The following is a 15012-nucleotide window of genomic DNA, read 5'->3' as shown; positions in this document are numbered from 1 at the left end:
GCTGCGGCCGGGTAGAGCCCGCTGGACCTGGGCGGACCACCGCAGAGGCCCTCCCCCTTGCGCTCACGACTGGACCCGGATGACAGGCAACGCGACCCACCGCTTCCGCAACACCGCGATCCTGACCGTGCAGACGGCGGACGCCTCCCAGGTTGTGACCTCCGACGCCCTCGACGCGCTCCTCGTCGACACCTACCGGCGGGTGGGCCTGCGGCCGGGCCTGCTCGAGCGGCTCGCCGGCATCCGCGAGCGCCGCTGGTGGGCCGACGGCGTCTCCTTCGTCGACGGCGCGGCCACCGCCGGGGCCAAGGCGATCAGCGAGAGCGGCGTCGACCCGGCGCAGATCGGGCTGATGGTCAACACCTCCGTCAGCCGCAAGCACCTCGAGCCCTCGACGGCGGTCGCCGTGCACGACGCGCTGGGGCTGCCCAGCTCGTGCCAGAACTTCGACGTCACCAACGCCTGCCTCGGTTTCGTCAACGGCATGGAGCTGGCCGCGGCGATGATCGACAGCGGGATGGTCGAGTACGCCCTCGTCGTCAACGGCGAGGACTCCCGGCCGGTGCAGGAGCGCACGATCGACCTGCTCAACCGGCCGGAGACCACCGCCAAGGACGTCATGCAGCACTTCGCCACGCTGACGCTCGGCTCGGGCGCCGCGGCGATGGTCCTCGGCCCCGCCGACCGCCACCCCGAGGGACACCGCCTGGTCGGCTCGGTCAGCCGCGCTGGCACCGAGCACCACCAGCTGTGCACCGGCGACAACGACGGCATGCACACCGACCTCAAGGGCCTGCTCGCCGCGGGGCTCGCGCTGTCGGAGGAGCTGTGGGCCGAGGCCGCCGGCGAGTTCGACTGGGTGGGCATGGACCGCTACGTCGTCCACCAGGTCAGCAAGGTGCACACGCAGGCGATGTGCGACCGGTTCGGCATCGACTCCGCGCGGGTCCCGACCACCTTCCCCACCCGGGGCAACCTCGGGCCGGCGTCGGTGCCGTTCACCCTGGCCAGCGAGGCCGGCGGCCTCGTCGACGGCGACCGAGTGCTGCTCATGGGCATCGGCTCGGGCCTGAACGCCTGCTGCCTCGAGATCGCCTGGTGACGGGCGGCACGCCGACCGACCTGCCCGGGCTGGACCCCTCCTGGTCCCGCCGGGTCCGCGTCAAGGACGCCGACGGCCGCGAGCACGGCTGGCACGTGCTCGACACCGGCCCCGACACCGGGACCGAGGACGGCGCGGCCGGGACGCTGCTGTGCGTCCACGGCAACCCGACCTGGTCCTACCTCTGGCGCCGGCTGCTGGCCGCCCCGCCGCCGGGCTGGCGCGTCGTCGCACCCGACCAGTTGGGCATGGGCTGGTCCGACCGGCTCGACGGCCCGCGGACGCTGGCACAGCGGGTGGCCGACCTCGGTGACCTCACCGCCGCGCTCGACATCCGCGGGCCGGTGGTCACCGTCGCCCACGACTGGGGCGGGATCATCTCGCTGGGCTGGGGGCTCGAGCACCGCGACCAGCTGCGCGGGGTGGTGCTCACCAACACCGCCGTGGCGATGCCGGAGGGCGACCTCGGGCCGGCGCTGATCCGGCTCGCTCACGCCCCGGGCATCCGCGCGACGGCCACCGTGGGCACGCCGGTGTTCGTGCGCGCCGCCACCGCGCTGTCCCGCCCGGCGCTGCCGCCGGGGGTCCGCCGAGCCTTCGCCGCCCCCTACCGGTCGCCGGGACGCCGCCGGTCGGTGGGCGACTTCGTCGCCGACATCCCCTTCCGCGAGGGCCACCCCTCCCGGGCGGTGCAGGAGGCGATCGCCGAGGGCGTGCGCACCCTCGACGTCCCCGCACTGCTGCTGTGGGGCCCGCGCGACCCGGTGTTCGGCGAGCGGTACCTCACCGACCTGCGCGAGCGGCTGCCGGGGGCCCAGGTCCACCGCTACGAGGGGGCCTCGCACCTGCTCCCCGAGGACGCGCCGCAGTACGCGGCGGCCGTCGCCCGGTGGGTCGAGGACCTCTCCGCCGGCCCGACGTCCCCGCCCCCGGCCCCGGAGGCAGCGGCGCCCGCGCGCCCGTGGGCGGCGCTGGCCGGCCGCGCGGCCGACGCGTCCCCGGCGGTGGTCACCGTCGGCGGCACCGCCGTGACCTGGGCGCAGCTGGCGCGCCGGGTCGAGCACCTGGCCGCGGGGCTGGCCGCGGCCGGGGTCCGCCCGGGTCAGCGGGTCGCGCTCCTGCTCGAGCCCTCCCCCGACCTCACCGCCGCGGTGTACGCCGTGTGGCGGGCCGGCGCGGCCGTCGTCGTGGCCGACAAGGGCCTGGGCTTCGCCGGGATGCGCCGCGCGCTGCGCGGCGCGGCGGCCGACCACGTCCTCGGTGCCGCCCCGGGCCTGCTCGCCGCGCGGGCCATGGGCCTGCCCGGGACGCGCATCGCGGCCGGCCCGCTGACCCCCGCCCGCCGCCGGGCGCTCGGCGCCGCGCACGACCTGGCGGAGCTGGAGGAGCGGGGCCGGAGCGCGCCGGTGCCGCCGGAGGCCCCGCCGGACACCGACGCCGCCGTCGTCTTCACCTCCGGCGCCACCGGCCCGGCCAAGGGCGTGGTCTACACCCAGCGCCAGGTCGGCGCCCAGCTGGACCTGGTGCGCCGCACCTACCGCCTCGCCCCCGACGACGCGCTGGTCGCCGCCTTCGCCCCGTTCTCGATCCTGGGGCCGGGCCTGGGCATCGCCTCGGCCGTGCCCGACGTCGACGTCACCGCACCGGGCACGCTCACCGCCGCCGAGCTCGCCGACGCCGCGGCCGCCGTCGACGCCACCGTGGTGTTCGCCGCGCCGGCCGCCCTGCGCCGGGTCGCCGCGACGGCGGCGGAGCTCACGGCCGGGCAGCGGGCGGCGCTGGCCCGGGTCCGGCTGCTGATGTCGGCCGGCGCCCCCGTGCCCGCCGCGCTCCTGCGGTCGCTGCGCGAGGTCCTGCCGGCGGCCGAGGCGCACACCCCCTACGGCATGACCGAGGCGCTGCCGGTCACCGACGTCTCCCTCGGCGAGATCGAGCGCGCCGGCGACGGCGAGGGCGTGTGCGTCGGCCGGCCGGTCGCCGGTGTCGAGGTGCGCGTCAGCCCGCTGTCGGCCACGGGCGCGGCCGACGGCCCGCTCACCGGCGTCGCGGGCGTGACCGGGGAGGTCTGCGTGCGCGCGCCGCACGTCAAGGACCGCTACGACGCGCTGTGGGCCACCGAGCGGGCGGCCTCCCGCGACCCCGGCTGGCACCGCACCGGCGACGTCGGCCACCTCGACGACGAGGGCCGGCTGTGGATCGAGGGCCGGCTGGCCCACGTGGTCCCGACCGCCGGGGGCGTGGTGACGCCGGTCGGCGTCGAGCAGCGGGTCGAGCGGCTGCCCGGGGTCTCGGCGGCCGCGGCGGTCGGCGTCGGTCCCGCCGGCGCCCAGGTGGTCGTGGTGGTCGTCGTCCCCGCGGAGCCCGCCCGGCGCGGCCGCCGGCTCGCCGTGGCCGGCGACGAGCTGGCCGCCGCCGTCCGGGCCGCGGCGGGGGTCGACGTCGCCGCGGTGCTCGTGGCGCGGTCGCTGCCAGTCGACGTCCGGCACCAGTCGAAGGTGGACCGCACCGCGCTGGCCCGCCGGGCCGCCCGGCTGCTCGCCGGCTCCCCCGTCCGCCGCCGGGGCCGCGCCCGGTGAGGGTGCTGGTCACCGGGGCCAGCGGCATGCTCGGCCGGGCCACGGCCGGGGTTCTGCTGGCCCGCGGCGACGAGGTCACGGTGCTGCAGCGCCGCCCGGCCGGGCTGCCGTGCGCCGAGGTGCTCGGCGACGTGGCCGACGCCGCGGCGGTGGCGCGGGCGGTCCGGGGCCAGGACACCGTGGTGCACCTGGCGGCCAAGGTCGACGTGACCGGGCCGTGGGCGGAGTACGAGCGGGCCAACGTCGGGGGCACCCGGAACGTCGTGGCCGCCTGCGCGGCCGAGGGCGTCGGGCGGCTGGTCCACGTGTCCTCCCCGTCGGTCGCGCACGCCGGCGACCCGCTGACCGGCGCGGGCGCCGACCCCGCCGACCCCGACTCGGCGCGCGGCTCCTACGCGCGCTCCAAGGCGCAGGCCGAGGTGCTGGCGCTGGCCGCCGACTCCCCCGGCCTCGCCGTCCTCGCGGTGCGCCCGCACCTGGTGTGGGGGCCCGGGGACGAGCAGCTGGTGGCGCGGATCGTCGCGCGGGGCCGGGCGGGCCGACTGCCGCTGATCGGCTCGGGGGCGGCCCTGGTCGACACCACCTACGTCGACAACGCCGCCGCGGCGCTGGTGGCCGCGGTCGACGCCTGCGGCCCGGTGCACGGGGAGGCGCTGGTGGTCAGCAACGGCGAGCCCCGCCCGATCGGGGAGCTGCTCGGCCGGCTGTGCGGCGCGGCCGGCGCACCGGGCCCGCGGCGCCGGGTGCCGGCCCGGGTCGCGTGGCTGGCCGGCGCCGTCGTCGAGGGGGTCTGGGCCGCCACCGACCGCCGCTCGACCCCACCGCTCACGCGGTTCCTCGCCGAGCAGCTGAGCACCGCCCACTGGTTCGACCAGCGGCGCACGCGGGCCGCGCTGGGCTGGCGCCCCGAGGTCCCCCTCGAGGAGGGGTTCGCGCGGCTGGCCGCCTGGTACGCCGACGAGGACCGGGAGGCGCAGACCGCCGGGCCGTGACCGCCGCGCCGGTGGGGTGACGGAGCGAACTGCGCGGGGTGCGCACCGCGCCCGACGGGACGCCCGAGCACGCGGGCGACGTGCGTGCCCAGGTGTCGCTCCGCGTGGACGACCCCGAGGGGTGCTCGGCGAGGCGGGGACGACGCTCGGGGACGTCGTCCGCGTCACCGTGCTCGGCACCGACGTCGACGCGGGGGTCGGGTGCTGGGAGGAGCTGGTGGGGCGGTCCGGCGCGGCCGGCGCACGGCCGACCAGCACGCTGGTCGGGGTCACCCGCCTGGCGTTCCCGAGCTGGTGGTGGCGATCGGGTCCACCGCCGTCGGCCGAGGCGCGGTTCCCTGGTGGGTCGGCCGGGCCTGCCGCACCGGTCGACGGACCCGGCCTAGCCTCGGCGCCGTGGCCTTCACCGTCGCCGACGCGCACCTGCTCGCGCTGGCGGCGCACGAGGGCCAGGTGGACGCCCGGGGCCACGACCTCTACCTCGCCTCGCTGCGGCCGATGGCCGAGGCGCTGCGCCGGTACGGCCCGCACGCGGAGATGGCCGGGCTGCTGCGCGACATCGTCACGGCCACCCGCGACCACCCCGACCCGGCCCGCCGCTACGACCTGCACCGGCTGCGCGCCCTCGGGGTGCCGGAGGTCGTCGTCGAGGCGGTGGACGCGGTCACCCCGCGCCCCGGCGAGCCCTACATCTCCGGCCTGATCCGCCGCTCCGCCGCGCACCCGCTGGGCCGGCTCGTCGGGCTCGCCGAGAACAGCGCCGCGCTCACCGCCAGCGCGCACCTGGCCGCGACCGACCCGGCCAAGGCCCGCAGCCTCCGCGAGGGCCGCTACCGCCCGGCCCGCCGGATCCTGCTGGCCGCCGAGGCCGCCGACGCCGTCCACGGCCGCCGCGTCCTCGTCTGACCGGCGCTCCCGCCGCTGCCGGGGACCTGTCGGAGCGCGGCCGACCCGGGCATGCTCGGGGGCCGGCCACCGGAGGGAGCGGTCCATGCCCGTCCACCTCGACGACCTGCGCGGGCTCGCGCTCTTCGCCGGCAGCGACGACGACCAGCTGCGCACGCTGCTCGACGCCGGCACCGAGGTCGCGTTCGCGTGCGGCGACGTCCTGTTCGAGGAGGACCACCCGGCGCAGAGCTGGTGGGTGCTCCTCGACGGCTGCATCGACCTGCTGCGCCACCTCGGGCAGGACGAGACGCGGCTGGGGACCATGGACGTCCCGGGTCGCTGGGCGGGCGGCTTCCGGGCGTGGGACGAGCACGGCGCCTACCTCGCCACCGGCAGGGCGACGACGGCCGGGCGGGTCCTGCGGGTCCCCGCCGAGGAGCTGCGCCGGCTGTGGGCCGCCCGTTTCCCGCTCGGCCTGCCGCTCATCGAGGGGGTCTCCCGCTCGGCGCGCAACTACGAGTCGATGGCGCGGCAGCGCGAGGCGCTCGCCGCCCTCGGGAAGCTCGCCGCCGGGCTGGCGCACGAGCTGAACAACCCGGCGGCCGCGGCCACCCGGGCCGTCGACGCCCTCGGCGAGGCGCACACCGACGTGGTCGCCGCGGTGCGCCGGCTCACCGCGGCCGCGGTCACCGACGAGCAGTTCACCCGGCTCGACGCCCTGCGCCGGGAGCTCGAGGGCCGGCCGGCCCTGGGCCCGATCGACCTGGCCGACCGCGAGGACGAGCTGGCCGACTGGCTGTCGGAGCACGGCGTGGCCCGCGACTGGGTGCTGGCGCCGACCCTGGCGGGGGCCGGCGCCGACGTCGCGTGGGCCGAGCAGCTGGCCGAGGCGCTGGGCGCCGACCGGCTCGAGCCGGGGCTGGACTGGGTGGCGAGCACCCTGACCGCGACCGGCTTGCTGGCGGAGGTCAAGGACTCCACCCGGCGCATCTCCGACCTGGTCGCGGCGGTCAAGTCCTACTCCCAGCTCGACCGCGCCGCCGTGCAGCTGACCGACCTGACCGAGGGGCTCGACAGCACGCTGACGATGCTCAAGCACCGCATCCCCGCCGGGGTGAGCGTCGTGCGGGAGTACGGCGCGGACGTGCCCCGCATCGAAGCGCTGGCCGCGGAGCTCAACCAGGTGTGGACCAACCTCGTCACCAACGCCCTGGACGCCGTGGGCGAGTCGGGGACGCTGCGCGTCTCCACGCGCCTGGAGCCGGGCACGGCGGTGGTCGTGGAGGTCGCCGACAGCGGTCCCGGGATGTCGCCCGAGACGCTGGCGCACGCCTTCGACCCCTTCTACACGACCAAGGGCGTCGGCCAGGGCACCGGACTGGGCCTGGACATCTCCCGGCGGATCGTCGAGCGGCACGGCGGGGACATCGGGATCGACCAGCGGCCCGGCGAGACGGTGCTCCGCGTCCGGCTGCCCACCAGCGGCGTCGCGGCGGCCCACCGGCGGGCGGGCGGGACCGGCTGACCGACGGCCCTCCCCAGCGGGCGCACGGGCCAGTACGGTCGACGTCGTGTGATCCAGCTCACAGGGGGGTCCCGTGACGACGACACCACCACGCCCGCGCTCCGCCCGCACGGCGGACCCGGCCCCGCCGACCGTGCCGGTGGAGGGCGGTGAACCGGTCGCGATGCCCTCGACCCGCGGGATGGTCCGCGGCGTCGTCGCCACCCTCGCCCAGCCCCGCCCGCTGGCGCGCGAGGCCGTGCGGCTCGGGCGCGACGGCGTCCGGATCCTGCGGGGCACCGACGAGATCGCGCCCTCCCCGAGGGACGCCCGCTTCGCCGACCCCGCCTGGTCGCAGCACCCCGGGTACCGCCGGCTCGCGCAGTCCTACCTGGCCGCCTCGGCGTCGCTGCGCCGCCTGGTCGACGACTTCGAGGCCGGCGGCGCCGACTGGCGCGAGGTCGAGCAGGTGCGCTTCGTCCTCAACGCCCTCACCAGCGCGATGGCACCCACCAACACGCTGGCCGGCAACCCCGCCGCCCTCAAGCGGGCGTTCGACACCGGCGGGCGCAGCCTGGTCCGCGGCGCCCGGAACGTGCTGCACGACCTGGTGCGCAACGGCGGGCTGCCGTCGCAGGTCGACCGCAGCGCCTTCACCGTCGGCGAGGACCTCGGCGTCACGCCCGGCGCCGTCGTCCACCGCGACGAGGTCGTCGAGCTCGTCCAGTACACGCCGTCCACCCCGCGGGTGCGGCAGCGGCCGCTGGTGATCGTCCCGCCGCCGATCGGGCGGTTCTACTTCCTCGACCTGCGGCCGGGCCGCAGCCTGGTCGAGTACGCCGTCAGCCAGGGCCTGCAGGTCTTCATGATCAGCTGGCGCAACCCGACGAAGGCGCAGGCCGCGTGGGGCCTGGACGAGTACGCGCAGGGCGTGGTCAGCGCCGTCGACGTCGCCCGGGAGGTCACCGGCTCCCCCGACGTCACCACCCTGGGGCTGTGCGCCGGCGGGCAGATCATGACGACGGCGCTCAACCACCTCGCGGCCACCGGCGACGACCGGGTGCGCGCCGCCGGCTACGCGGTCACCCTGCTGGACTTCGCCAGCCGCGCGCCGCTGGGCGCGTTCTCCGGCCGGCGGCTCGTCGACGTCGCCCGGCGCAACTCCCGCCGGCAGGGCGTCATCACCGCCCGCCAGATGGGCTCGGTGTTCACCTGGATGCGCCCCGACGACCTGGTCTTCAACTACCTCGTGCGGCAGTGGCTGATGGGCGAGGACCCGCCGGCGTTCGACATCCTGGCGTGGAACGCCGACGGCACGAACCTGCCCGCGCGGCTGCACGAGCAGTTCCTGGAGATCTTCTCCGACAACGCGCTGGTCAAGCCCGGCGCGCTGCGGGTGCTCGGGACGCCGGTGCACCTGAGCCGGATCACCATCCCGACGTTCGTCACCGGCGCGCTCACCGACCACCTCACCCCGTGGGACGGCTGCTACCGGACCACCCAGCTGCTGTCGGGCCCGAGCACCTTCGTGCTCAGCAACAGCGGGCACATCCAGAGCCTGGTCAACCCGCCGGGCAACCCCAAGGCGCGGTACTGGACCGGCGACGAGCCCGGGCCGGACCCGCACGCCTGGCGCGCGACGGCCGAGGAGCACACCGGCAGCTGGTGGGAGCCGTGGTCGGAGTGGGCGATCGGGCACTCCGGGGACGAGGTGCCGGCGCCCCCCGAGGCCGGGAGCGCCGCCCACCCGCCGCTGGAGCCGGCGCCGGGCTCCTACGTCCGCGACCGGGTCCCGTCCGGGCGGTAGGCCGTGGACTACGAGGGCGCCAAGGCGGCGCTGCTGTGGAACCTCACCCACCCCGAGCCGGAGGGGTCGGAGGTCTACACCGACGACGCGCTGCTGGAGTTCCCGCAGTCCGGCGAGCGCTTCCACGGCAAGGCGAACTTCACGCCGTGGCGCGCCGCCTACCCGCTCGAGACGTGGTTCGTCCTCCGGTCGGTGCGGGGCGAGGGCGACACGTGGATCGCCGAGGGCGAGGCCGGCTACGAGGGCGTCGACGAGACCCTGCCGTTCGTCGACGTCCTCCACTTCCGCGGCGACCTCATCGACCGGGAGACCATCTACATGGGCGGGGCGTTCCCCCCGGCCGAGGACCGGGCTCCGTACGCCGAGGGGTCACCGCTGGAGACGACGCCCGGCCTGCCGGTGCGGGTGCGCGGCGGCGGCTGAGTCCCGCCCGCGTCGACGGGCGCGGTCGACCGGCCGGCCGGCGTCACTACGGTGACGTCGTGATCGGCAGGGACGACGTCGAGGCCGCTCGGCGCCGCGTCGCCGCGCACGTGCGTCGCACGCCGGTCACCGTGCTGGAGGCCGGTGACCTCCTCCCCGGCACGGCGGTGGCCCTCAAGCTGGAACAGCTGCAGCACACCGGGTCGTTCAAGGCCCGCGGCGCCCTCAACCGGGTGCTGGCGGCGGCGGAGCGGGGTGAGCTGGGTCCGGCCGGCGTGGTCGCCGCGTCCGGGGGCAACGCCGGGCTGGCGGTGGCCCACGCCGCGGCCCAGGAGGGGGTCGCCGCCCGGGTCTACGTCCCGGCCACGGCGCCCGCGGTCAAGGTCGCGCGGCTGCACGACCTCGGCGCCGAGGTCGTCCAGGTCGGTGACCGGTACGCCCACGCCCACGACGCCGCCGTCGCCCACGCGGAGGCGGCCGGTGCGCTGTTCTGCCACGCCTACGACCAGCCGGAGATCTGCGCCGGACAGGGCACGCTCGCCCTCGAGCTGCACGAGCAGCTCGCCGGCGCCGTGGACACCGTCCTGGTCGCGGTCGGTGGCGGTGGGCTCATGGCCGGGGTCGCCGCCGCCCTGGAGGGTCGCGCCCGCGTCGTCGGCGTCGAACCGAGGACCGTCCCGACCTTCGCCGAGGCCGTCGCGGCCGGGGAGCCGGTCGACGTGCCCGTGTCGGGGGTCGCCGCCGACGCCCTCGGCGCGACGCGACTCGGCGCCATCGCCTGGGCGGTCGCGCGTCGCACCGGTGCCCGTTCGGTGCTGGTCGACGACGCCGACGTCGTCGCGGCCCGGCGCCTGCTGTGGGAGCGGTACCGGCTGGTGGTCGAGCACGGTGCCGCCTGTGCGGTGGCAGCACTCCTGTCCGGCGCCCACGTCCCCGACAGCGACGAGCGCGTCGCCGTCGTCCTGTGCGGCGCCAACACCGCGCCGGAGGACCTCACCCCCGAGGGACCCGGCGGCCGCTGACCCCCTCCCGGTCGCCCGCGGCCGTCCGGCGCCGTCGCGATGACGTGGCGGTGACGCTGCCGGTCGAGCATGGCGAGCGACGCAGGCGGAGGGAACCCGGACGTGGACGTCAAGGTCGGCACGTTCAACGTGCTCAACCTCGCCCGGCAGGGCGAGCGCTTCTACCCCGACGAGAAGCCGTACACGGCCGGCGAGTACGCCCGGAAGGCGGCGTGGACCGCCGGGCAGCTGACCCGGATGAAGGCGCACCTCGTCGGCTTCCAGGAGGTCTTCCACGAGGAGGCCCTGCGGGACGTCTGCGACCGGTCGGGCCAGTTCCCCGGCGGCACGGTCGTGGCCCCGGGCGCCGACGGCGTCAGCGGTCCACGGCTCGGCCTGGCCACCCGGTTGCCCGTCGACGAGCCGGTCACGGCCGTCACCGACTTCCCGCCCGGGGTGGACGCGGAGGTCGAGGGGGTCGCGCTGCCGGTCGGGACCTTCAGCCGCCCGGTCCTGCGCACGCGCGTGGTCCTCGACCCCGCCACGGGCACCACCACGACGGTCTTCGTCGCGCACCTGAAGTCCAAGCGGCCGATCCGCGACCCCGGGGCACCGGAGCACGACCCGCGCGAGGAGGCGCTCGGCAAGGCGCGGGCGCTGATCCGCCGCGCCGCCGAGGCCGCGGCGCTGCGCTTCCTCGTGCTCCAGGAGGTCGTGGACAACGCCCGACCGGTGATCGTGCTGGGTGATCTCAACGACGCCGCCCGGGCGGTCACCACCGACATCGTCACGGGCGACGCGCCGTCGAGGTTCTGGCCGAGGGATCCCGACGACCGCAGGGCCTACTGGGACCGGCTGCTGTACTCGGCCCACGAGATCACCACCCGCCGCAGCGGACGCGACGTCAGCTACACCCACGTCTTCAACGGGCACTACGAGAACCTCGACCACGTGCTGGTGAGCCAGGAGTTCTACGAGCGCAACCCGCAGCGGATCGGGGAGGTGGTGGGCATGCGATACCTCAACGACCACCTCGTCGACAGCCAGGTCAGCGACGAGCGCCCCGACCGCACGGTCTCCGACCACGCCCAACTGGTCGCCGAGATCCGCCTGCCGTGACGTCGGCCGACGGACTGCCCACCCTCACACGCTGCTGACCTGGGGGAACTGTCGTACCCCGTGCGTAGGTTCGGAGTCGTGCAGGAGGTCTCGGACGTCCAGTCGCCGGTAGCGGGTGACCTCCTCGACCTGCTCGCCTCCCGCCCGCCGGAGTTCCGTCGGCTGCCGGTGGCCCTGCTCTCACGCGAGCAGAAGGCCACCGAGCTGCAGCAGATCGCCGCGCTCAAGGCGCAGACCGCCGCCTACGAGGCCGAGCTGGTCCTCGGCCTGGCCGACGACAGCCCCGCTGACGACGACCCGGCACCCGGCACCCCGGGGGCGCGGTCGTGGAAGCCCGATGGCGAGCTGCCCGGGGTGTCGGAGTTCTTCACCGCCGAGCTGGCGCTGGTGCTCAACTGCGGCCGGGGTACCGCCAACCACCTGGCCACCCGGGCCTGGACCTACCGCGAGCGGCTGCCCGCCACCTGGGCGGCGCTGGCCGCCGGGGAGCTGGACGAGGCCCGCGCGAAGGCGCTGGTCGACGTGCTGCAGCACACCGCCCCGGCTCTCGCCCGGCGCATCGAGGCCGCCGTGCTGCCCGAGGCGGCACAGCTGACCGTCGGCAAGGTCAAGAAGCGCGCGCTCGAACTCCTGCTGGAGGCCGACTCGGACGCGGTCGACCAGCGCCGCACGACCGCCGAACGACAGGCCGACGTGCGCGTCTACCCGTCCCCGACTGACGGGATGAGCACGCTGGCCGCCGACCTACCGACCGACGTGGCCGCGGCCTGCCACGCGACCGTCGATGCACTCGCCCGGATGCTCAAGGCCGACGGCGACCCGCGGCCGATCGGGCAGCTGCGCACCGCCGTGTTCGCCGACCTGATCCGGCGCCCGGGGGACGACAGCCGCCCGCCGGTGACCGCGCACCTGCAGATCATCGCCACCCTCGCCGCCCTGTCCGGCCGATCGGACCAGGCCGGGGAGGTGAACGGGCTGCCGATCACCGCCGCCCACCTACGGGCACTCCTCGCCCAGCTCGACGCCCTCGGCGTACAGGCCCCCGAGGGTGGGTCGGTGACGGTGGCGCTGACCGAGGGCGACGGGACGCTCCGGGCGGCGGCCACCCTCGACCGGCTGCGGAAGCTGGCCGCCCGCGGTTGCGAGGAGCATGGGGACGCCGAGTGCGGGTGCGCGGTGCTCGACCGGCCGGCGGGCCGGGACGGCTACACCCCCTCAGCCGCTCAGCAGGCGTTCGTGCGCACCCGCGACCGCACCTGCCGGATGCCCACCTGCGGGCAGCGGGTCGGCTGGGCCGACGCCGACCACGTCCTCCCCCACGCCGCCGGCGGGGCCACCGACTGCGCCAACCTCTGCTGCCTCTGCCGCTCGCATCACCGGGTGAAGACCTTCGCCCGCGGCTGGCGCTTCCAGATGGGTCCCGACGGCACCCTCACCGTCACCACACCGTCCGGCATCACCCGCACCACCCGGCCACCGGGCCTGCGACCACCACCGCCGACACCCGAGCCACCACCGGAAGCCGACGGGCCGCCCGACCCGGACGACGACCCGCCGCCCTTCTGATCCCGCCTGCCCGGCGGTCCCGGCCCGCCACGGGCCGGGACCTGGACCAGCCGTCAGCCGAAGGCCTCCTGCATGCCCTCCGAGGCCGAGCGGGTCTCGTCGGACGGCGGGGGCGCGGGGGTGTCGGCGCCGTGCTCGTGCGGCACGGACGGCGTCGACACCGCGACCACCGCCGGGTCGACCCGCAGCACCACGTACCCGGCCACGGCACCGGCGCCGAAGCCGGGCGCGAACACCCGCACCGGCTCGGTGATGACCCCGTCGCGGACGGCGTCGTGGATGGCCAGCGGGATGCTCGCCGAGGAGGTGTTGCCGACCTCGTCGATGTCGAAGTAGAGCTGGTCGGCCGACAGCCCGGCCCGCTCGGCCAGCTGCACCACCATCGTCTTGTTCGCCTGGTGCGGCACGATCAGGTCGATGGCGTCCATCATCGAGCCCGCCCGCCCCTCCGGCGCCGGCAGCTGCCCGAGCTCCTCGATCATCTGCGTGAGGTAGCGGCCGGCCAGCGCCTTCACCTGCGGCCCGAACACGGTGATGTTGTTGTCGAACTCCGGGTTGGGCCACAGGATCGAGTTGACCTCGCTCGCCGGGCCGCTGGCGTAGGTCTTGAGCAGGTCGACGTCGCCGTCGTCGCCCTCGGGTGCGGGGCCCACCACCATCGCCGCCGCGCCGTCGCCGAAGATCATCCGCGAGGTGCGGACGTTGCCGATCTTGTCGGAGAACTTCTCGGCGCAGACGACCAGGACCGGCCGCTCGACCTCCTGCAGCAGCCGGGTGGCGTCCGCGACGCCGTAGGGCATGCCCGCGCAGGCGGCGATGACGTCGTAGGCGGCGTACACCTGGTGCATCCCGAGCTGGCCGCACAGGTAGGTGGCCAGCGACGGGATCAGCCGGGAGCTCGTGCAGGTGCACACCAGCACCGCGCCGATCTCCTCCGGCTCGCGGCCGGCCCGCGCCAGCGCCCCCTCGGCGGCCTGCAGCGCCAGCTCCTCCAGCGGCAGCGAGCTGTAGCGCCGCTCCCGGATGCCGGTCTTGGCCGCGATCTCCTCGGCGCTCATCGGCGACCAGTTGTAGGCGGTGTTGCGGATCAGGTCCTCGTTGCTGCACACCTGGTCGCCGTGCACGGCCACCAGCGCCTCCAGCCGCGGCCGGACGGCGAACCGCGCCCGCACGTCGACCGCCGGGAACGGCCGCACCGGCGGGCGGGACTCGCGCGGCGCGGGGGCGTGCCGCGGCGGGACACCGGCGCGCAGCCGGCGCAGGAAGCCGCGCACCTCCCGGTCGCGCGGGTGGAAGGCCACCACCCAGTCGTCGTCGCGCAGCCGGCTCGCCTCGGTCAGCTCCACCTGCGAGCGGTCCCACGGGTACTGGTTGTGCAGCACCATCGCCCAGCGGTGCAGCGCCTCCAGCTCCGGCACGTCCTCGCTGCAGTCGACGATGTCGTCGTAGCTGTACACCGGGTGGTCGGGGTCGTAGGACGCCAGCCGGAAGGTCAGGGCACCCGACTGCGCCAGGAACTCCGCGACCGTCGGCTTGACCGCCGGCAGCGTGGTGGCCTGGTGCCGGCGGTGGCCGTAGACGTCGAAGAGGATGCCGAACACGCGGTCCTCCACCTCGGCGTCCCACCGCGCCGGCAGGGTGGGGTAGGCCTGCTCGACGGCGGCGATCTTCGTCTCGCCGTCCTCCCACGGCCGCAGCACCGGCAGGAAGACGTCGTCGCGGGTGCGGGGGACGTCGGCCCAGCGGGTGGGCCGCTTGTCGTACATGGTGATCGAGAAGCGGTTGGCCCAGAACAGGTTGAGCGCGACGTCGCGCATGAGGTCGTAGCGGGTGGCGTAGGCGCCGGTGCGCACCTTGCCGAGGATCTCGGTGCCGCTGGGGGCCTTGGTCTCGAAGTCCCGCCGGATGACGCTGTCGAGCTGCTCGAGCGTCTCCACGGTGGAGAGGTCCAGCTCGGGCATGACGTTCGAGGGGAACACGACGCGGCCGTGCCGGTTCAGGACGAAGGTGTTCACGGGGGTCCTCCCTGTCGAC

At 76.2% G+C, this 15012-nt stretch carries 11 protein-coding genes; 10 read left to right on the top strand and 1 reads right to left on the bottom strand.

Annotation, left to right across the window (positions count from 1 at the left end):
- Positions 1-79: 79 nt before the first annotated feature.
- The 10 genes from ACI780_RS05535 (at position 80) to ACI780_RS05490 (ending at position 12978) form a co-directional block, all read left to right on the top strand.
- Positions 80-1102 (top strand): 3-oxoacyl-ACP synthase III, encoded by a 1023-nt coding sequence (locus ACI780_RS05535; protein ID WP_457001340.1) that lies wholly within the window; start codon positions 80-82, stop codon positions 1100-1102.
- Positions 1099-3678, top strand: coding sequence for an alpha/beta fold hydrolase (locus ACI780_RS05530; RefSeq protein ID WP_457001338.1), 2580 nt, complete (start codon positions 1099-1101; stop codon positions 3676-3678). Before ACI780_RS05535 ends, ACI780_RS05530 begins: the two co-directional genes overlap by 4 nt.
- Positions 3675-4670 carry an NAD-dependent epimerase/dehydratase family protein gene (locus ACI780_RS05525; RefSeq protein WP_457001336.1) on the top strand — a complete coding sequence of 332 codons (996 nt, stop codon included), beginning with the start codon at positions 3675-3677 and terminating at the stop codon, positions 4668-4670. The genes ACI780_RS05530 and ACI780_RS05525 overlap by 4 nt, the downstream gene beginning before the upstream one ends.
- Before the next feature lie 396 nt (positions 4671-5066).
- A complete protein-coding gene (locus ACI780_RS05520; RefSeq protein WP_457001334.1) occupies positions 5067-5576 on the top strand; it encodes a phosphohydrolase in 510 nt (169 codons plus the stop codon).
- An 85-nt stretch (positions 5577-5661) separates the two neighbouring features.
- Complete coding sequence (locus ACI780_RS05515) at positions 5662-7083, top strand: ATP-binding protein (protein WP_457001333.1); 1422 nt, start codon at positions 5662-5664, stop codon at positions 7081-7083.
- Positions 7084-7246: 163 nt separating this feature from the next.
- Positions 7247-8869 (top strand): PHA/PHB synthase family protein, encoded by a 1623-nt coding sequence (locus tag ACI780_RS05510; protein WP_457001331.1) that lies wholly within the window; start codon positions 7247-7249, stop codon positions 8867-8869.
- 3 nt (positions 8870-8872) lie between these two features.
- A complete protein-coding gene (locus tag ACI780_RS05505) occupies positions 8873-9292 on the top strand; it encodes a nuclear transport factor 2 family protein (protein WP_457001329.1) in 420 nt (139 codons plus the stop codon).
- A gap of 59 nt (positions 9293-9351) precedes the next feature.
- Positions 9352-10314 (top strand): threonine/serine dehydratase, encoded by a 963-nt coding sequence (locus ACI780_RS05500; protein ID WP_457001327.1) that lies wholly within the window; start codon positions 9352-9354, stop codon positions 10312-10314.
- A 102-nt stretch (positions 10315-10416) separates the two neighbouring features.
- Positions 10417-11412, top strand: a complete 996-nt coding sequence (locus tag ACI780_RS05495) for an endonuclease/exonuclease/phosphatase family protein (RefSeq protein ID WP_457001325.1) — start codon at positions 10417-10419, stop codon at positions 11410-11412.
- 78 nt (positions 11413-11490) lie between these two features.
- Positions 11491-12978 carry a DUF222 domain-containing protein gene (locus ACI780_RS05490; protein WP_457001323.1) on the top strand — a complete coding sequence of 496 codons (1488 nt, stop codon included), beginning with the start codon at positions 11491-11493 and terminating at the stop codon, positions 12976-12978.
- A gap of 53 nt (positions 12979-13031) precedes the next feature.
- Here ACI780_RS05490 and ACI780_RS05485 read toward each other — a convergent pair whose 3' ends face one another.
- Positions 13032-14993: a 3-oxoacyl-ACP synthase III family protein gene (locus ACI780_RS05485; RefSeq protein ID WP_456868652.1), complete on the bottom strand. Its 1962-nt coding sequence runs from the start codon at positions 14991-14993 to the stop codon at positions 13032-13034.
- Positions 14994-15012 lie beyond the last annotated feature (19 nt).

The sequence above is a fragment of the Geodermatophilus sp. SYSU D00814 genome (assembly GCF_054050055.1).
The sequence above is the reverse complement of the archived record's forward strand: the minus strand, read 5'-3'. Positions and strand labels throughout refer to the sequence as shown.